Source organism: Serratia inhibens, from assembly GCF_003591175.1.
GTDB lineage: Bacteria > Pseudomonadota > Gammaproteobacteria > Enterobacterales > Enterobacteriaceae > Serratia > Serratia inhibens.
The window spans coordinates 89631-108921 of the sequence record NZ_QYYG01000002.1 but is presented as its reverse complement, the minus strand read 5'-3'; the positions used below and the strand labels follow the sequence as shown (position 1 = coordinate 108921).

Sequence of the window (19291 nt, the reverse complement as noted above, 5' to 3'; positions counted from 1 at the left end):
GAGCCGGATGATGGACAAAACCCAACTGGTAGTGATTGGCAACGGCATGGCCGGGATGCGGCTGGTGGAGACGCTCTGCCGGTTGGCACCCGCGCGTTATGCCATCACGGTGATTGGCGAGGAGCCGCGCGGCAACTACAACCGCATTCTGCTGTCGCCGGTGCTGGCGGGGGAAAAGGCGTTCAGCGAGACCCTGTTGCACGATCTTGACTGGTACCACCGGCACGGCGTGCGGCTGCTGGCCGGTGAACCGGCGCTGGCGGTGGATCGGCAGCAAAAACGGGTGATGACTGCCCGGCATGAGGTGCCTTATGACCTGCTGGTGTTCGCCACAGGTTCGCGTCCGCTGATGCCGCCACTGCCCGGCGTGACGCTGAACGGCATTTACGGTTTTCGCACACTGGACGACGTTGAAGCCATGCTTGGCCGTTGCCGGCCAGGGCGGCATGCGCTGGTGGTGGGGGGCGGCGTGTTGGGGATCGAGGCCGCCGCCGCGCTGACGCAGCGCGGCATGACCGCCACCGTGGTGCACCGAGGCACACACCTGATGGAGCGGCAACTGGATGACCGCGCCGGGCGAATGCTGCAACACAACCTGTTGCAGCGCGGTATCGAATGTCGGCTGGCCTGCGAAGTCAGCCGGTTCCACGGCACAGAGCAGGTGCACGCCGCCACGCTGAGTAATGGCGAGCAGCGCGATTGCGATCTGGTGGTGATCGCCGCCGGGGTGCGGCCCGAAATCAGCCTGGCGCAGGCCGCCGGGCTGGGTTGCGAGCGCGGCATTTTGATCGACGATCGGATGCAGACTGAGGACCCGGCGATCTTCGCCATCGGCGAATGCGCCCAGCTTGGCGACACCACCTTCGGCCTGGTGGCGCCCTGCTGGCAGCAGGCGGGGTTATTGGCGCAGCGGCTGAGCGGTGAGCCGGTGCCGGGCTACTTGCCGGCGCCGCTGCATACCCGCCTGAAGGTCAGCGGTATCGACATGTTCAGCGCCGGCGAAACGATCGCCGATGCGCAAACCGAGCTTCACCATGCCGAAGACCCGCAGGCGCAGCATTACCGCCGCCTGCTGGTGCGCGACGGCAGATTACAGGGCGTGTTGCTGTATGGCGACGCCCAGGACAGCCCTTTTTATCTGCAGCAGCTTGGTCAGCCGGTGAATCAGCCGGAGGCCCTGCTGTTTGGCAGTAGCGAACCCGAGGCGCCGCAGGCGTCTGACGAGAGGACATCTGATATGCATAAGCCCGTTTTGCTGGTTGCCGGACACGGCATGGTCGGTCATCACTTCCTGGAACAACTGGTCGCTCGCGAACTGCATCAGCAGTATCACATTGTGGTCTTTGGCGAAGAGCCGGTGGCGGCTTACGATCGGGTACACCTGTCGGAATTTTTCTCCGGCCGCAGCGCCGACTCGTTGTCGATGGTGGAAGCGGGCTTTTTCGAGCGTTCCGGTATTGAATTGCGGCTGGGGCAGGCGGTTTGCGCCATCGATCGCCAGCGCAAATGCGTGATCGACGCCGAGGGGCGCGAAACGGCCTACGACCACCTGGTGCTGGCAACCGGCTCTTATCCGTTTGTCCCGCCGATCCCTGGCAACGATCGCCCCGGCTGCCTGGTTTACCGCACGCTGGAAGATCTGGCGGCGATTGCCGAATGCGCCGCCAACGCCAGCGTGGGTGTGGTGGTCGGCGGCGGTCTGTTGGGGTTGGAGGCCGCCAATGCCTTGCAGCAGCTTGGGCTGAAAACCCACGTGGTGGAGTTTGCGCCGCGCCTGATGGGGGTACAACTGGATGACGGCGGCGCGGCGATGCTGCGTAAAAAGATTGAGGCGCTGGGCGTCAGCGTACACACCGGCAAGCAAACACAGGCGATTGTCGAAGGTTCGTTACACTGTCACAGCATGAATTTCGCCGACGGTGAAACCCTGGAAGCGGATTTGATTCTGTTTTCCGCCGGTATCCGGCCGCGTGACCAGCTTGCCCGCGCTGCCGAACTGGAGGTCGGGCCACGTGGCGGCATCGTGATTGACAGCCAGTGCCGCACCAGCGATGAGGCTATTTACGCCATCGGCGAATGCGCTTTATGGAACGGACAAATTTTCGGGCTGGTGGCTCCGGGGTATCAAATGGCGCGAACGCTGGCGGATCTGCTGGCCGGGCGGGAAAACCTGTTCTGCGGCGCAGACATGAGCACCAAGCTGAAACTGCTGGGCGTGGAGGTGGCGTCGATCGGGGATGCGCACGGTCATACGCCCGGCAGCCAAAGCTACAGCTGGGTCGACGGCCCGGCGCAAATGTATAAAAAACTGGTGGTTGATGCCGGCGGCAAGCGGCTGCTGGGGGCGGTATTGGTCGGCGACAGCAGTGAATACAGTACATTGCAGCAAATGATGCTCAATGATTTGCCGCTGCCTGCCGAGCCGGAAAGCCTGATTTTACCGGCTCGCGCGGGCGGCGCGCCAAAAGCGCTGGGCGTATCGGCGTTACCGGCCACGGCGCAGATTTGCTCTTGCCATAACGTCAGTAAAGGCGATATCAGCTGCGCGGTGGACCAGGGCTGCGGTGATTTGGCGGCGGTGAAAGCCTGCACCAAAGCCGGCACCGGCTGTGGCGGTTGCGCCGCGCTGGTGAAACAGGTGATGGAGCATGAGCTGCAGCAGCGCGGCGTGGTAGTGAAAAAGGACGTTTGCGAGCATTTTGCCTATTCGCGCCAGGAGCTGTATCACCTGGTGCGGGTTGGCAATATTCGCACCTTCGACGATCTGTTGGCCCGGCATGGCCACGGGCGCGGCTGCGAAGTTTGCAAACCGCTGGCGGGATCGATTCTGGCGTCGTGCTGGAACGAATACCTGCTGAAGCCGCAGCACCTGCCGTTGCAAGATACCAACGATCGTTTCTTCGCCAATATTCAAAAAGACGGCACCTATTCGGTGGTGCCGCGCGTGCCGGCCGGTGAAATTACCCCGGCAGGGTTGATCGCCATCGGCCAAATCGCCCAGCGCTATCAGCTGTATACCAAAATTACCGGTGGCCAGCGCGTCGACCTGTTTGGCGCCCGGCTGGAGCAACTGCCGGAAATCTGGCAGCAGTTGGTCGACGCCGGGTTTGAAACCGGCCATGCCTACGGCAAGTCGCTGCGTACGGTGAAATCCTGCGTCGGCTCGAGCTGGTGTCGTTATGGCGTGCAAGATTCTACCGCGCTGGCGATTGAGCTGGAGCATCGTTACAAGGGATTGCGATCGCCGCACAAAATCAAGATGGCGGTTTCCGGCTGCACGCGCGAGTGCGCAGAAGCGCAAAGCAAGGACGTTGGGGTGATCGCCACCGACAAAGGCTGGAACCTGTACCTGTGCGGCAACGGCGGCATGAAACCCCGTCATGCGGATTTGTTCGCCAGCGATCTCGACACCGCCACGCTGATCCGCATGGTCGATCGTTTCCTGATGTTCTATGTCCGCACCGCCGATCGCCTGCAACGCACCAGCACCTGGATGGATAACCTCGAGGGCGGGCTGGATTACCTGCGTGAGGTGGTGCTGGAGGATAGCCTGGGTATCGCCGCCGATCTGGAAAACGAAATGCAGGCGGTGGTCGGCAGCTACCAGTGCGAATGGCAGACCACGCTCGCCAGCCCGGATCGTCTTAAGCTGTTCCGCGCCTTTGTGAACAGCGATCGTCCGGACGAAGCCATTGTCTGGCAGCCGGAGCGCGGGCAGCGCCGCCCGGCTAGCGGAGGGGAACGCGGGCAGGTTATCGAAGTGCAACCGGCCCCGGCCGCAGGCGAGCAGTGGCTGGATGTCTGCGCGCTGGCGGATATCCCCGCCAACGCCGGCATTGCCGCACGTCTGGGGCAGCGGCAGATTGCGCTGTTCCATCTGCCGGACAGCGGCGTTTATGCGCTGGCGAATCAGGAGCCGGACAGTGACGCCAACGTGCTGGCGCGCGGGCTGCTGGGTGACGTAGCCGGCGTGCCTGTGGTGATCTCCCCGTTATACAAGCAGCGTTTCCGCCTGAGCGACGGCAGCTGCGTGGATAATGCGCAATCGGGTGTCACCGCCTGGCCGGTGCGGGTGACGGCGGGCAGAGTCTGGGTCTACAGCCAACCGCTGGCGGTGCAGGCCGCCATGCCGGAAACGACGGACGCTGCATCATGACCGCCGCGCACTGCACTACCTGTCCTTACTGCGGCGTTGGCTGCGGCGTCGCGGTCGAAAAAAGCAGCGACGGCGCGGTGGCAGTCAGTGGCGACGTCGCGCATCCGGCCAATCAGGGGAGATTGTGTGTGAAAGGCAGCGCGTTGGGAGAAACCCTGGATCTGACAGGCCGGTTGCTGCAACCGCAGGTTGACGGCCGAACGGTGGGCTGGGACGAGGCCTTGGATCAGGTGGCGCTGCGTTTTAGCCGCGTGATTGAACAGTATGGTCCGCAGGCGGTGGCGTTTTACGCTTCAGGCCAGTTGTTGACCGAAGATTACTACGTCGCCAATAAGCTGATGAAGGGCTTTATTGGCGCGGCCAATATCGACACCAACTCCCGGCTGTGCATGGCATCGGCGGTGGTGGGTTACAAGCGGGCGTTCGGCGGCGATGCGGTGCCTTGCTGCTATGAGGACATCGAGCAGGCGGATTTGGTGATCCTGACCGGCTCCAACACCGCCTGGGCGCATCCGGTGGTGTATCAGCGGCTGGTAAAAGCGCGCCGGGAGCGGCCGCAAATGCGTGTGGTGGTGATTGACCCGCGAGAGACGGCGACCTGCGATATTGCCGATCTGCACCTGCCGTTGCGTCCCGGCAGCGACGCCGCGCTGTTTACCGGTGCGCTGCGCTGGCTGGCGCAGCACGATGGTCTGGATAACGCCTTTTTACACCGGCACGCCAACGGCGTGGAGGAAACCCTGGCGGCGGTGGCCGACTGGGCGCCGGAGCGGGTAGCGGATTTTTGCGGGCTGCCGCTCAAAGACGTATTGGCATTTTTCAACCTGCTGAAAACATCGCGCGATTGGGTGACGCTGTATTCCATGGGCATCAACCAGTCTTCAAGCGGTGCGGATAAATGCAACGCAATCATTAACCTGCATCTGGCGGGCGGGCGCATTGGCCGGCCGGGCAGCGGTCCGTTTTCCATTACCGGCCAGCCGAATGCGATGGGCGGGCGCGAAGTGGGCGGGCTGGCCAATCAGTTGGCCGCGCATATGGGGTTCAGCGACGAGGACATCGACCGGGTGCAGCGTTTCTGGCAGTCGCCGGGCATTGCCCGGCAACCGGGCCTGAATGCGGTGGAGTTGTTCCAGGCGATGGCCGCCGGGCAGGTGAAGGCGGTGTGGATCATGGGCACCAATCCGGCGGTATCGCTGCCGGATGCGGATGCGGTGCGGCAGGCGCTGAAACAGTGTCCGCTGGTGGTGGTGTCGGAAGTGATGGCGGTGACCGATACCGCAGAACTGGCGCATATCCGCTTGCCGGCGCTGGCCTGGGGCGAAAAAGAGGGCAGCGTTACCAATTCCGAACGCTGCATATCCCGCCAGCGCGCGTTTTTGCCGCCGCCGGGAGAGGCGCGGGCCGACTGGTGGATCCTCAGCCAGGTGGCGCAGCGTATGGGTTATGGTGCGGCGTTCGGTTACCGGCACCCTTCGGAGATTTTCAGCGAACACGCCGCGCTGTCCGGCTTTGAAAATAACGGCACGCGCGCCTTCGATATCAGCTTGCTGGCGCCGTGGGATCGAGAGCGGTGGTTGCACATGACGCCCGTACAGTGGCCGGTGAATGCCCGGCACCCTGGCGGGTGTCGGCGCCTGTTCGGCGATGGCCGCTTTTTCCACGCGGACGGCAAAGCGCAACTGCTGCCGGTGACGCCGCGCCTGCCGCAAAATGCGGTATCGCCGCGTTATCCGTTGGTGCTGAACACCGGCCGTATTCGCGATCAGTGGCACACCATGACGCGCACCGGCAAAGCGGCGCGCCTGATGCGCCACCTCAGCGAGCCGTTCTGTGAAATGCATCCGCAGGATGCGGCCGAGTTGGGCATCGTCGATAACGCCCTGGTGCGGCTCAGTTCGCCCCACGGCTGGATGCTGGCGCGCGCCCAGTGTCATCCGGGGCAGCGACGCGGCAGCGTTTTCGCCCCGATGCACTGGAATGGCCAGTTTACCGCCCAGGGCCGGGTCGACAGCCTGATCCCGCCGGTAGTGGATGCTCATTCCGGCCAGCCGGAAAGCAAGCATGCGCCGGTGCGAGTCAGCCTCTGGCCGACGAACTGGCAGGCGGAGATTTTCCTGCGCGCCGAGGTGGCACCTCCGGTGGGCATTTACTGGAGCCGGGTGGCGCAGGACGGCCTGACCCACTACATCATGGCCGGGCAACGACCGGTCGAGGACTGGCAAGAGTGGCTGCTGCGGCATTTCCCGCTGGAAGGCCTGACGCTGCAAACCGCGCAGCTGGCCCAGCGTGGTTTGCATGTGATTGGTTGGCGTCAGGGCGAGGTACAACTGGCATTTTATGTTCGCCGGCAGGCTCCGCTGCTCGATCGACCGGCAATTCTGGGCGCTTTTGCACAACCGCCGGTCAGTGGGCCGCAACGGTTGGCGCTGCTGGCGGGGCGAGGGGCGACGGGGCAGCCGGCGGCCGGGGCGACGATTTGCAGCTGCTTCGGCGTGGGCGAGAACCGCATTATTGCGGCGATTCAGGGCGGTTGTCACAACGCCGGTGAACTGGGCGAGCGTCTGCAATGCGGCACCAACTGCGGTTCTTGTTTATCGGAGCTGAAAAAGTTGATTCAACGGCATGCGGCCCAACGGGTGGCATAGCGGAGGTGATGACATGAAGGTACTTGAAATGCTGATGTTGGCCGGCGATCGTCGCCAGCCGGTGCGCCGGGGTGAAGTGTGGCTGGTCGGTGCCGGGCCGGGGGATGCCGAACTGCTGACGTTGAAGGCGCTGCGGGTGATCCGGCAGGCGGACGTGGTGGTGTTTGATCGTCTGGTTTCCCCGGCGGTAATGGCGTTGCTGCCTGCGGAAGCGCTGCGTATCGACGTGGGTAAATCTCTGCGCTGTCACACCCTGGCGCAATCGGAGATCGAACAACTGCTGGTAGAGCTGGCGCAGGCCGGCAATCGGGTGGTGCGGCTGAAGGGCGGTGACCCTTTTATTTTTGGTCGCGGCGGCGAGGAGATGGCCTGGTTGCAACGTCATGGCGTGACCTGCCACGTGGTGCCGGGCATTACCGCCGCCAGCGGTTGTGCGGCGGCGAGCGGTATTCCGTTAACCCACAGGGATTACGCGCAGTCGGTGCGTTTTGTTACCGGCCACAGCCGTAACGGCGATGTGGATCTGGACTGGCCGGGATTGGTCAGTTCGGGGCAAACGCTGGTGTTTTATATGGGGCTGGCCTTGAGTGAAACCATCGCCGCGCAGTTGCTGCGCCATGGTATGCCGGCAGGGATGCCATTGGCGATCATTGAACGCGGCACCCAGCCGCAGCAGCGGGTATTGATTGGTACTCTGGGCGAACTGCCGGTGATGATAGCCCGGCAGCAGCCGGTTTCACCCAGCCTGCTGGTGATTGGTGAGGTGGTCAGCCTGTACCGCGCGGCGGCGGTTACTGCAGAGGCAGAGGCAGAGGCGGTCACCGCCTGAGCGGCTATTGGCCGAAGCGGCCGATAATCCCCGCGCCGCCCTTGGCGTGGCCTTGCAGTTTTGCCAGGAGTTGTTCGCGCGTTAACCCGGGGCCAAATGCATGGGGAGGGAGATCGGTGGCAATCAGCACGAAGGTATAGTGGTGCAACCCTGAACCGGCCGGTGGGCAAGGGCCGTGATAGACCCCGGTACCCGGCGAGTTTTTACCCCCGACAAAGCCTTTGCCCAGGGTGAGATCCCCCTCGGCGAAGCCGCTGGCCGAGACGGGAATGCCGTAGGCCACCAAATGGCTGACGCCAAGGCCGCTGCGTCCCTCGGGATCGGACAGCAGCAGGGCGAAACTCTGGGTGCCTGCGGGTGGGTTGCTCCAGTTCAGCGGCGGCGAAACGTTATCGCCAGTGCAACTGGCGTTGCCCGGCGTCGCGCCGGCATATTTCTGCGCCAGCATCCCGCCGTCCTGAAACACCGGTGAGGTGAGGGTAAAGGTGCCGGCCGCCTGTGCCGCGAATGACAGTGACCCCGTCAATAACGCCGCGCCGAGCGCGAGTGCGGATAAACCACGATCGTTCATATAACCTCCTGTGTTGATTTTGGCTCAGCCAAAGGATAGTGGTGCGGGCGGGGACTCGCCATAACAGTCGTACCGACAGCGGGCTATAACAGCGGAAAATGGCCCAGGCATACCTGCCGCCAGAGTGAAATAAGGTGAAATCAAGCGTTATACCCCGTTGACGGGGCTATTCCCCGCCGGCCGCCGATAGCAGCAACGGCCAGGCGGCAGCCGCCAGGTACAGGCCGAACGGCAGCGGGGCTTGCCAGCCGGGTTTGCGCAGCAGACCGGCAATGGCCACTGTGCATAATCCCGTCGCCGCTGCACCGGTGACCAGCATCGGCAGAGCGGGCCAGCCGACCCAGGCGCCTAATGCCGCCAACAGTTTAAAATCCCCTTGCCCGATGCCATCCCGTCGATGGCGGTGGCGATAGGCCGCATTGAGCAGCCACAGCGACAGATAACCGGCGACAGCCCCCGATACCGCCTCTGGCAGCGAAGTGAAATAGCCTTGTTGATTAACCAGCAACCCGGCCCATAGCAGCGGCTGCGTCAGGCGATCCGGCAACAAGCGGTACCGCCGGTCGATAAACGCCAGCGCAAGCAATACCGCAGCCACCGGCAGCAACATTAAGCGTTGCAGGAGCGGCATACCGAAAGGCAATGCCGCCAACCCGGCGCAGAGGGCAGCCCATATCACCCAGCGTGCCTGCCCGGATGGCGGTGGTATCTGGCTTGCCGATACGCAGCGAATCAGCCGCGTAGCTATGGCTGCCGCCAGCAGCAGAACCGGTATAAACAGGCAGCGATGCCAGAGATCGAATTGTGCGCCATCGAGCATAAAGCGTCCTTGCCGAGCTGAAATTAGCGTTCAAAATAACGGCAAAATGCGACTGATAGGGAAAAATGATGCCATCAATGACGGGGATTGCGAGCGTGGCTGCAAAGTGTTGTTCAACGGCAGGATGAATCGCAAAAAATTGCGCATTGCTGCATATAATCAATCTGTTATTGGTCGTGTTAATTTTTGTTTGCGGTTTTTTTCGGCGAAATTTCAGGTGAAATAAAGTGAATTCATGCCGTTTGGTGGGCCGGACGCGAGCATTTTTATAACCGATGACGTCGGGGGTGCAGGGGATAACATTATTGTTACGTTGTCACATAAATAACTGAGGTTTATCCGATTGTTTCTCATCGGGAATCCATTAGGCTTTGGTATTCATGATGCGCTTTGGCACCGGGCCCCCCGACAGAGGAATGAATGCCCTGTGCTATAGTTTGCGAAAGTCGAGTTGTCTGCCGTCTGGAGTGGCCGCAGCAAAAAAAGGTTGATGCGCCGTGCCCTCCGGATGTGGGGATGGCGACAGAGTAATGACTGACGTTATACAAAAAACACGTTACAGAGTGAAAAAAGCCGTTCATTTTCTCCCTCGCCTTACCGGCAGTTTACCGGCGGCGCTGCTGGTGTGGCCGCTCGCCTGGCTGTCCGGCACCTTGCCTGTTCAGGCTGAATCCCCTCCGGCACCCGCTACCGTCGCTCGCTCACCGGGCAATGATTTACCCGAACTTGGCGGCAACGCCCAGGACGACGCTGCGCGCGAGAAAGAGTGGGCCACCATGGCCAAACAACTGGGCGAGCGTAATTTGAATAACGTTTCCGGCCAGCAGGTGCGCACCCGTGCCGAGAACTATGTGTTGGGCCAGGCAAACGACGTTTTGCAGCAGCAAGCGCAGGAGTTGTTATCGCCGCTGGGCACCGCAAAACTGTCGCTGGTGGTGTCCAACCAGGGGGATTTTGCCGGCAGCAGCGGCCAGCTGTTCAGCCCGCTGTATGACGTAAACGGCTTGCTGACTTATAGCCAACTCAGTCTTTTGCAGCAAAACGACGGTTCGCTGGGCAATGTAGGGATTGGGCAACGCTGGGTCGCCGGGGATTGGCTGTTGGGGTACAACACGGTGCTCGACAGCGATTTTGAACGTCGGCACAATCGCGCCAGCGTGGGCGCGGAAGCCTGGGGCGATTTTCTGCGTTTTTCCGCCAACTATTACTATCCGCTGTCGGCGCTGGCGCAGCAAAAAAACGACGCGGTGTTCCTCAGTCGGCCGGCGAGCGGCTATGACGTTACCACTCAAGGGTACCTGCCGTTTTATCGCCAGATTGGCGGTTCTCTCAGCTACGAGCAGTACTGGGGGGAGAATGTCGATCTGTTCGGTAGCGGTAAAAAACAAAATGATCCGCGCGCCATGCAGTTTGGGGTGAATTACACGCCGGTGCCGCTGGTGACGGTGAAAGCGCTGCACAAAATGGGCGAAGGCGGGGTGAGCCAGGAGCAGGTTGAGCTGGCGTTGAGTTACCGGCTCGGCGTGCCGTTGGTGAAACAGATATCGCCGGAGTATGTTGCGCAGGCAAAGTCGCTGCGCGGTAGCCGCTATGACAATATCGAACGCAAAAATATCCCGGTGCTGGCGTTCCGGCAGCGCAAAACGTTGCAGGTGTTTTTGGCTACGCCGCCCTGGAGCCTGCGCGAAGGGGAGACGTTACCGCTGGTGCTTGAAATTAAAGCGGCCAACAAAATCGCCCGCGTCAGTTGGCAAGGGGATACCCAGGCTTTGAGCCTGACCCCCCCGCACAACGGTAACGATCCGCATGGCTGGAGCCTGATTGTACCAAAGTGGGATGCAGCCCCAGGCGCAAGCAACAGCTACCGTTTATCGGTCACGCTGGAGGACGATAAGCACCAATTGGTCACCTCCAACTGGATTGACCTGCAGGTGACGCCGCCGCTGACGCTGGCTGCCGGCGCCGACGAGGGGTTACCGCCGGCGAAAACCTTGCAAACGCCGGCAATACCGGCGCAGACCGGGCCATTGAACGGCGGCGATTAACCGTTTTTGCCCTGCAACACCCAGACGGCTGCTTCAACGCGCGATTTCAGCTTCATTTTTTTCAGCAGGTGTTTGACGTGTACCTTGACGGTACTCTCGGTGATGGTCAGCTTGCGGGCGATCATTTTGTTCGGCAGGCCCTGGGCGATCAGTTTCAGAATATCGCGTTCACGCGGCGTCAGCTGCTGGATATCGCGTTCGGCGCTCGGGCGGTTTTCACGCAGGCTGGCGGCCAGGATCGGCGTCAGGGCTTCGCTTAACACCATCTGGCCCGCTGCCGCCTGATGCATGGCCTTCAGCAGGTCTTCCGGCTCCATGTCTTTCAGCAGGTAGCCGTCGGCGCCGCGTTTCAGCGCGTTGACCACGTCATCCTCGTGATTTGAGACGCTAAACACCACGATGCGGCCGGAGAGCGCGGTCATGCGCAGGCGATCCAGCGTCTCCAGGCCGTTGATGCCAGGCATGTTCAGATCGAGCAGGATCAGGTCCGGGTCGTGCTCTTCAGCCAGCGATACGCCCTGTTCGCCATTGCCGGCTTCGGCAATCACCTGCAGGCGTGGATCCATGCCGATCAACTGCTTTACGCCGTTGCGCAGCATCGGATGGTCGTCAATCAGTAAAATGGTGGCGGCGGTTTCAGTCGTCATGGTTTCTCTCATTAATCAATGGCGTGGTTGTCCGGTTTGAATACCACCCGGACTTCGGTGCCGCCGTCGCTGCTGGGTAAAATCTCGCAGTGGCCGTGCAGGCTTTTGGCGCGATCGCGCATAATGATCAGGCCATAGTGATCGGGGCGAGCGGTCTCTTCCGGCAGCCCGCGCCCGTTATCGCAGACGCTCAGGGTAACTTCACCGCGTCGATTGACCACCTGAATGCTCACCCGGCTGGCCTGGGCATGTTTGTGAATGTTGCTTAACGCTTCGCGGGCAATCTGCAACAGGTGAATGGCCTGATAAGAAGGCACCGTGCGTGGCGTCAATTGGTAATCGAGATCGATGGCGACACCGAGCCGTTGGCTAAATTCCTGCACCGTCGACTGCAGCGCCGCCAGCAACCCCGGTTCGGTCAGCCGCAGGCGGAACGTGGTCAGCAGCTCGCGCAGTTGGCGGTAGGCGATGTTCAGCTCTTCGCGCATCTGTTGCACCAGCGCCAGGTTGGCGGGCGAGAGCTCCGCGCCCTGCATTTGCAGGCAACTGGTCTGCATTTTCAGACAGGACAGCGACTGGGCAATGGAGTCATGCAGCTCGCGCGCTATCGCCGCGCGTTCTTCCATCAGCATCAGCTGCTGCTGATGATCCACCTGGCGTTCAATCGCCAACACGCTGGTCAGCTGTTCTACCAGCGTGTTAATCAATTGGTGATGATCGTCATTTAGCGGCCGTTGCGGCGGGTGTTGTGCGACGATCACCCCGTAATCCCCCAACTTGTCGCTTAAACTCCAGCTCAGTGAAGGATGATGGGCGTGTTGTTGGCCCTCATCGTTCAGGCAGGCGCTGCAGACCGGGTTGGTGCAATATTCCGGCCGTAGCGGCAGGTTACCGCTCAGTTGCACAAATTGTTCCTGGCTGTTGTTTTCGTACAGGCGTACCTGAATGGCGCGCAGCGGCGTCAGGGTCTGCAACTGATTGAGTATCGGCGTCAGGCGGCTGCACAGCGGCTCATTGCCGTGCAACTGGCGGCTGGCTCGATAGAGAAAGCTCAGTACCTGATTTTTTTGTTGCAGATCGGCGGTTTTTTCCGCCACCCGTTGTTCCAGCCCGTTGTACATGGCGGAAAGCTCATCGGACATCCTGTTCAACGCGCCGCCGAGCGAGGCCATTTCATCCTGGTGGCCCCGTTGGGCAAAGCGCCGGCTGAAATCGCCGCGGCCCGCCGACAGCGCCATCGCTACCAATTGCCGCCACGGGTGCAGCAGGCGGTTGCGCAGGTAACAGATGGTACCGACCAGCAATAATAGCGTCAGAACGATAAACCCCGCCTGCACCAGCGTCACCATCAACAGCCGCCGTTCGGTCTGGCGGTCAATGCCGGAAACCAGCTTATCCAGCAGAGTGACGAAATGCGCAACCTGAGGGGCCGCATCGGCCGGCTGCCGGGCCTGACGCAATTGCGGCAGCAGGGTGAGCTGCCAATAATCATGCAGCGTCTGGAATTGTTCCGTCAGCGCTTCCTGTTCCACCGAGCGCTGAAGATCGGGGCTGTCTTGATCCTGATCCAGTTCGCGGACCAGGGCTTCGCTGTGTGCATTCAGCGGAACCTGCGACAGCAGGCGATAACTTTGCATACGCAAGGATCCGGCTTTGTTGATGGCATGCGCGTTGCCCTGAATGCTTTGCGACATCCAGGCGGAAATGCCCATGCCGGCAATGCCCAGGATGCCCAGCAGTATCATCAGTACGGCGACTTGGTTAACGATGGAAAGTGGAGCCAACAGGCGTTTCATGTTGCTTGGATCCCCGGCGGTAGAGCATGGCAACGGCTGGAAACCCGAGGGCGAAAGCAGGCGGTGCCAGCGAAGGCGGTAACGATTCAGCGTTATTTTTCCTCATACTTGCACATAACCCCATACCTCTAACTAAGTACCCATTAGTTTCCGTTCGCGACTGCTGGCGGGCGACAGGGGCTGGAGATTTATATCAACTCATTGATTCGTGGTTGTTTTAACTGGTATGGCAGTTTACTCATAAAGGGATGTCGGCACTTTTCCAGCGTATGACTACCTGCATCCGGGTTGATTTACATCAACTTTACTCGCGAGAGGGGCACCTAGGGTGTGCGGAGTTATCACCCTGTCTCTGAGGTTTTTATGTCGCAATCTGCAACGTCATCATCAAAAAAAACAGGTGCGGTTATTCAGAACTGGCAACCTGAGGACGCCGCGTTCTGGCAACAGCGTGGCCAGGCGATCGCCAGCCGCAATCTGTGGATTTCCATTCCTTGCCTGTTATTGGCTTTCTGCGTCTGGATGCTATTCAGCGCAGTTGCGGTCAATCTGAACAAGGTTGGCTTCAATTTCACCACCGATCAGCTTTTTTTACTCACCGCACTGCCTTCCGTTTCGGGCGCCATTCTGCGCGTGCCGTATTCGTTCGTGATCCCGATGTTCGGCGGCCGCCGCTGGACGGCAATCAGCACCTGTTTCCTGCTGGTGCCCTGCCTGTGGTTGGGGATGGCGGTTCAGGATACCTCCACGACCTACGGCATTTTTGTGATTATCTCTCTGCTGTGCGGTTTCGGCGGTGCCAACTTTGCCTCCAGTATGGCCAACATCAGCTTCTTCTTCCCGAAGGCCAGGCAGGGGGGCGCGTTAGGCTTGAATGGCGGGCTGGGCAATTTGGGCGTCAGCGTGATGCAATTGGTGGCTCCGCTGGCGATCTCCATCGCCATGTTCGGCGTATTTGGCGGTACCGGCCAGGCACAGCCGGACGGCAGCCAGCTGTGGCTGGAGAACGCCGCCTGGATCTGGCTGCCTTTCCTGCTGATCGCCACGTTGGCGGCCTGGTTCGGCATGAACGACCTGGCAGCGTCGAAGGCCTCGCTCAGCCAACAACTGCCGGTGCTCAAACGCGGCCATCTGTGGGTGCTGAGCCTGCTGTATCTTGCCACCTTCGGGTCTTTCATCGGTTTTTCCGCCGGCTTCGCCATGCTGTCGAAGACGCAGTTTCCGGACGTGGTGATCCTGCACTATGCTTTCTTCGGCCCGTTCCTCGGCGCCCTGGCGCGGCCGGTAGGCGGTGCGCTTTCCGATCGGTTTGGCGGTATTCGCGTCACGCTGATTAACTTTGTGTTGATGGCGGTGTTTGCCGCGCTGTTGTTCCTGACGTTACCAGGGGCGGGGCATGCGGGCTCATTCATGGCATTTTACGGCGTCTTTATGCTGTTGTTCCTTACTGCCGGTTTGGGCAGCGGTTCGACCTTCCAGATGATCGCCGTGATCTTCCGTAAAATTACCGTTGAGCGAGTTAAGGCTCGTGGCGGGAGCGACGAAAGCGCACAGCGTGAAGCGGTAACCGATTCTGCAGCGGCGCTGGGCTTCATCTCGGCAATTGGTGCCATTGGCGGTTTCTTTATTCCGAAAGCCTTTGGCACTTCCCTGGCGCTGACCGGTTCACCGGCGGGCGCGATGAAAATTTTCCTGGTGTTCTACGTGTTATGCGTGGCGATCACCTGGGCCGTGTACGGTCGTAAAAAAAACGCCTGATACTGTCGGTTCCTCCCCGGTAGGGGAGGGACTGTTTTTTGCTCTCGCCACGTAGTCTGTTTTTCCGCAGTGAAATTCCCCGCCTTTAGGTAATATTCTTATTTGCAGATGCTGAATTTTCCTTTGTTTATAGGTGCATCTCTCAATTCATGTTTGTTTATGAACAATATCCCGTGTTATTACGCTGGGTGCGTTCTCCATTTCCTTGTCGGAATTTTTACAGAAATAAAGCATGCCGGTGACATAGCCTGTTATGATTAATGACATGATCCTCCATTATTTTTCGGGAGTGGAGTGAAATTTAAAATATGTCTTTGTATTTGGTGCTATGTTTCAATGAATGATTAAATCAGATAACTCTCATTCTGTTTTTGCTGGCTTTTTGTAGGCTATCTGGCAATCGGATTAGGTAGAAAAGCAGGTGATACTTATCTGCCTGAAGGTGAAATTTCACAATTTCACTTAACCAACAAAGTGATAACATATATTAATTTTTTGTTTTAAATCAGTATTTTGGCTGGTTTTTGTTGCCGGTAACCATGATGAGAAACCATGTTACCAACAGGGAAAAAGTAACATTCAGAGAATCGAATTCTCGCTATTCGAGATGATGTAAAAAATGAAATCAGCAATTTTTTATAAAAATAAACATCTACTGAATGCAACCTGTTGAGTTTACATTTAATTTCTTGAACATTTTTTCATATTTCTATACAAAGTGTGCAGGACAGGCACGTTAAGGAAATTAAAAGTGAATCTTGATAAAAGAATAAAGATTAGGAATCTAGATGTTCTGACTCCCTCCAGGGAACAGTTTCGCCTGCGTTGGAAGGAGTATCAGATACTTTCACTTCTGGTCGCCAGATCCCCTGAACTGGTTAGTCGTACGGAAATTATAGAGAATATATGGAAAGGAACTTATTGTTCAGATTCGACGATAAATCAAACAATTAAATCTATTCGTCAAAAGATCGGTGATGTCGAACATACGCTTATCAGAACGATTCCGCGCCTGGGCTATAAGGTGGAAAACAAGGCTGCGTTTCACTTTATATCGGAGGAAGATGAATATGTCGCCGACGAAATATGGAACGTCCCCGGAGATATTAACGAAGAACTTCAAGCGGAAATTTCTGAAAATGGAAATAAAGATGATGAAATTAACGCGGAGACAATAGATACGCAGGAGGAAGAGATTGCGGCTTCCGCGCCTTCTACGGCTCCACCACCGCTGAAAAATACAACAATAAAAAATAAAACGCCTGCATTAGCGGGTTTTTTCTCCGTTCCCGCCGTCAGAGTGGTGAAGTACCTGTCGGTATTTGTGTCGTTGCTGATTATTTCACACTTTTCCTATGTGCTGGGGAACCAAACTCGTCCGCCGATTATCAATGATATACAAAACAATACCCGCGTTGTGCTTACTCTGACGCTGAACAACCCCCAGGCTGACAATCCGCAAACGCTGCTTTGCCTGTATCAGGGGGAAAGTCTGGCGCAGGCGACCATCGAGTGCGTCGATCCCAAGCAGGGGCAGTTGAAACATCCAGTGAAATACGAGGTTTCCGAGGTCAAGGGTAAAGGTAAGATTAATCTTATTCTCCCGAATAAAACCATGCAATATCAGGTCGCTTACGAAATTCAAAATTAGCCTGCGATGACATTTCATCTTTCCCCATAATTTTACATTCGGCAAATATTGTTATTTTATTATTTGTTATTTGAAAGCGTGGGCTGATTTGTCCAGTCTGGTTTCCATGATCTAACGCGTATTAAGCGTCTCGCCTCAAACCTGCGGCGGGAATTAATGGAAAACTTGGCTGAGTGACAAATTATGGATAAGCGTAAAGTAGCTATCATCGGCGGTTCCGGTTTTATCGGAACGCGTTTGGTTAAGCGCCTGAGTGCGCGTAACGATCTGACTTTGACGATCGTGGACAAGAAACAGAGCGAACATTTCCCGGAGCTCTATCAGTTTGGCGATGTAACCCAGCCGCAGACCTTGCTGCAGCCACTGGCGGGGTGTGATGCCGTGATTAATCTTGCGGCAGAGCATCAGGACAACGTTGACCCGATCTCGCTGTATTATCAGGTTAATGTGGATGGTGCCCGTAATGTTTGCATGACCGCTTCATCGCTGAATATCAAGCAGATTATCTTTACCTCATCCGTGGCGGTGTATGGTTTCGTCACCCAGGAAACCGGTGAAGAAGGGCGTTTTGACCCCTTTAACCATTACGGTAAATCCAAGCTGGAAGCGGAGTATGTCTACGAAGCCTGGCGCAAGGCCGACGGTGAGAATAAATTGACCATTATTCGCCCGACGGTGGTGTTCGGTGAAAATAATCGCGGCAATGTTTATAACCTGTTCCGTCAGATCGCCAGCGGTCGCTTCGTGATGATTGGCAGCGGCAATAATATGAAATCCATGGCTTACGTCGAGAATATTGCGGCGAGGCTGGAGCATGCACTTGACCAGCAGGCCAGTTATCAGGTCAGTAATTATGTTGATAAACCGGATTTCACCATGAACCAACTGGTCGACGTTATTTCGTCTTCCCTGGGCAGAGAGAATAAGACTATTCGCATTCCTTATATATTCGGGATCTGCGGTGCGACGGCATTGGATGTGGTGAGTAAAATAAGTCACCGTAAATTCCCGATTAGCCGGGTTAGGGTGCAAAAATTCTGCGCCAGAACGCAATTTAAAAGCAATGTGCAAAATGATTTCGAAGCGCCGATTGATCTTAATTTGGCAATCGAAAGAACTATTAAACATGAATTTTCCTAGAGATATATATCTCGCACGCTAACGTTTTTTATTTTTCGGATAAATCCGTACTTAACAGGATGAGCGGATGCTGACCTATATCCTGGGGATGTCAATTTTGTTTTTGTTAATAGCGCATTGGGAGCTGTAACTCAAGGGCGGTAGCGTGCTTATTCGCTGGAGGAACAATGTTATATCAACTGAGCATGATATTTATTTTGGCGGTGACGCTGGTGGTTATTGCCCGCCGTGCTGCGCTGGCGGTGGGATTAGTGGATAAACCCAATGCCCGCAAGCGTCATCAGGGCCATATACCGCTGGTTGGCGGTATCGCCATTACCCTCACCATTATGCTGGTGACGCTTTGGCAACCGGAATGGTTGCCGCACAGCAATATCTATCTGTTGTGCGTTACGGCGCTGGTGGTGTTGGGTGTGCTTGACGACCGTTTTGATCTGCCTGTGGCGCCGCGCGTCATTGTGCAGGGAGGGATCGCGCTGGCGATGATGCTGGCGGCAGGGATGCAACTTACTTCCTTTGGCTACTTGTGGGGCCATCAGGAGCTGATGCTGGGTTACGTCGCTTTACTGATCACGCCGTTGGCGGTATGGGGAGCGATCAACGCCTATAACATGGTTGACGGCATCGACGGTCAGCTTGGCGCGCTGTCCTGCGTCACCTTTACGGCCCTGGCCATTCTGTTTGGTCTGTCGGGGCAAGACGCACTGGCGATGTGGTGCCTGGGCCTGATTGCGGCATTGGCGGCCTATCTGTTGTTCAACCTCAGCATGTTTGGCGCGCGCAACAAGATTTTCATGGGCGATGCCGGCAGCATGGTGATCGGCTTCAGCGTGCTGTGGCTGCTGATTGTCGCCACCCAGGGCCAGGACGCCGTCATGCGGCCAGTGACCGCGCTGTGGTTGATCGCCATCCCGCTGATGGACATGGTGACGGTAATGGTGCGCCGATTGCTGCGCCGCCAGAGCCCGTTCAAGGCCGGTCGCGATCACCTGCATCACATCCTGATGCGGCGTGGCCTCAATGCGCGCCAGGCGCTGGGTATGAGCTGCATGCTGGCAGTGACGCTGGCCTGCGTCGGGATCTGCAGCGAAGTCCTGCAATTGCCGGAGCACCTGATGCTGATGGCTTTTGTACTCTGCTTCTTCGGTTATTTTGTCATGCTGCATGAGCCGCGTCAGGCGCCGATCTTTACCGATAACCCTACCGCCGATCGTTAATCCTCCCACGGGC

General features: G+C 58.1%; 12 protein-coding genes. 8 read left to right on the top strand and 4 right to left on the bottom strand.

The features are described 5' to 3' along the window. Nucleotides 1-10: 10 nt before the first annotated feature. From nirB to cobA, 3 genes are read left to right on the top strand one after another with little or no spacing between them, the layout of a single operon-like run. On the top strand, nucleotides 11-4156 hold the full coding sequence (nirB, locus tag D4100_RS09480; protein WP_199685689.1) for a nitrite reductase large subunit NirB: 4146 nt from the start codon (nucleotides 11-13) through the stop codon (nucleotides 4154-4156). Continuing rightward, nucleotides 4153-6804: a nitrate reductase gene (locus D4100_RS09475; protein ID WP_119804186.1), complete on the top strand. Its 2652-nt coding sequence runs from the start codon at nucleotides 4153-4155 to the stop codon at nucleotides 6802-6804. Before nirB ends, D4100_RS09475 begins: the two co-directional genes overlap by 4 nt. A 13-nt stretch (nucleotides 6805-6817) precedes the next feature. Beyond that, the gene (gene cobA / locus D4100_RS09470; protein ID WP_006321496.1) at nucleotides 6818-7633 is read left to right on the top strand and encodes a uroporphyrinogen-III C-methyltransferase; all 816 of its coding nucleotides are present in this window, start codon (nucleotides 6818-6820) and stop codon (nucleotides 7631-7633) included. Between the two features lie 4 nt (nucleotides 7634-7637). Here cobA and D4100_RS09465 read toward each other — a convergent pair whose 3' ends face one another. After that, on the bottom strand, nucleotides 7638-8204 hold the full coding sequence (locus tag D4100_RS09465; protein WP_006321497.1) for a YbhB/YbcL family Raf kinase inhibitor-like protein: 567 nt from the start codon (nucleotides 8202-8204) through the stop codon (nucleotides 7638-7640). A gap of 166 nt (nucleotides 8205-8370) precedes the next feature. After that, nucleotides 8371-9024: a prepilin peptidase gene (locus tag D4100_RS09460; protein WP_119804185.1), complete on the bottom strand. Its 654-nt coding sequence runs from the start codon at nucleotides 9022-9024 to the stop codon at nucleotides 8371-8373. Between the two features lie 530 nt (nucleotides 9025-9554). Here D4100_RS09460 and D4100_RS09450 point away from each other — a divergent pair. Beyond that, nucleotides 9555-11069, top strand: coding sequence for a YchO/YchP family invasin (locus D4100_RS09450; RefSeq protein ID WP_119804183.1), 1515 nt, complete (start codon nucleotides 9555-9557; stop codon nucleotides 11067-11069). Here D4100_RS09450 and narL read toward each other — a convergent pair. Beyond that, the gene (narL, locus tag D4100_RS09445; protein ID WP_006321500.1) at nucleotides 11066-11716 is read right to left on the bottom strand and encodes a two-component system response regulator NarL; all 651 of its coding nucleotides are present in this window, start codon (nucleotides 11714-11716) and stop codon (nucleotides 11066-11068) included. The genes D4100_RS09450 and narL overlap by 4 nt on opposite strands. Nucleotides 11717-11727: 11 nt before the next feature. Further along, complete coding sequence (narX, locus tag D4100_RS09440) at nucleotides 11728-13512, bottom strand: nitrate/nitrite two-component system sensor histidine kinase NarX (protein WP_119804182.1); 1785 nt, start codon at nucleotides 13510-13512, stop codon at nucleotides 11728-11730. Nucleotides 13513-13875: 363 nt separating this feature from the next. On the opposite strand from narX, the gene D4100_RS09435 reads away from it, so the two are divergent. From D4100_RS09435 to wecA, 4 genes are all read left to right on the top strand, one after another. Beyond that, nucleotides 13876-15270, top strand: a complete 1395-nt coding sequence (locus D4100_RS09435; RefSeq protein ID WP_119804181.1) for a NarK family nitrate/nitrite MFS transporter — start codon at nucleotides 13876-13878, stop codon at nucleotides 15268-15270. A 751-nt stretch (nucleotides 15271-16021) separates the two neighbouring features. Then, nucleotides 16022-16921, top strand: coding sequence for a transcriptional regulator (locus tag D4100_RS09430; protein ID WP_006321503.1), 900 nt, complete (start codon nucleotides 16022-16024; stop codon nucleotides 16919-16921). 183 nt (nucleotides 16922-17104) lie between these two features. After that, nucleotides 17105-18061: an NAD-dependent epimerase/dehydratase family protein gene (locus tag D4100_RS09425; RefSeq protein WP_119804180.1), complete on the top strand. Its 957-nt coding sequence runs from the start codon at nucleotides 17105-17107 to the stop codon at nucleotides 18059-18061. A 167-nt stretch (nucleotides 18062-18228) separates the two neighbouring features. Then, complete coding sequence (wecA, locus tag D4100_RS09420) at nucleotides 18229-19278, top strand: UDP-N-acetylglucosamine--undecaprenyl-phosphate N-acetylglucosaminephosphotransferase (protein WP_006321505.1); 1050 nt, start codon at nucleotides 18229-18231, stop codon at nucleotides 19276-19278. Nucleotides 19279-19291: the final 13 nt, after the last annotated feature.

Coding starts and splice junctions, on each gene's coding strand:
- nirB (WP_199685689.1), top strand. CDS start 11: ATGGACAAAACCCAACTGGTAGTGATTGGCAACGGCATGGCCGGGATG.
- D4100_RS09475 (WP_119804186.1), top strand. CDS start 4,153: ATGACCGCCGCGCACTGCACTACCTGTCCTTACTGCGGCGTTGGCTGC.
- cobA (WP_006321496.1), top strand. CDS start 6,818: ATGAAGGTACTTGAAATGCTGATGTTGGCCGGCGATCGTCGCCAGCCG.
- D4100_RS09465 (WP_006321497.1), bottom strand. CDS start 8,204: ATGAACGATCGTGGTTTATCCGCACTCGCGCTCGGCGCGGCGTTATTG.
- D4100_RS09460 (WP_119804185.1), bottom strand. CDS start 9,024: ATGCTCGATGGCGCACAATTCGATCTCTGGCATCGCTGCCTGTTTATA.
- D4100_RS09450 (WP_119804183.1), top strand. CDS start 9,555: ATGACTGACGTTATACAAAAAACACGTTACAGAGTGAAAAAAGCCGTT.
- narL (WP_006321500.1), bottom strand. CDS start 11,716: ATGACGACTGAAACCGCCGCCACCATTTTACTGATTGACGACCATCCG.
- narX (WP_119804182.1), bottom strand. CDS start 13,512: ATGAAACGCCTGTTGGCTCCACTTTCCATCGTTAACCAAGTCGCCGTA.
- D4100_RS09435 (WP_119804181.1), top strand. CDS start 13,876: ATGTCGCAATCTGCAACGTCATCATCAAAAAAAACAGGTGCGGTTATT.
- D4100_RS09425 (WP_119804180.1), top strand. CDS start 17,105: ATGGATAAGCGTAAAGTAGCTATCATCGGCGGTTCCGGTTTTATCGGA.
- wecA (WP_006321505.1), top strand. CDS start 18,229: ATGTTATATCAACTGAGCATGATATTTATTTTGGCGGTGACGCTGGTG.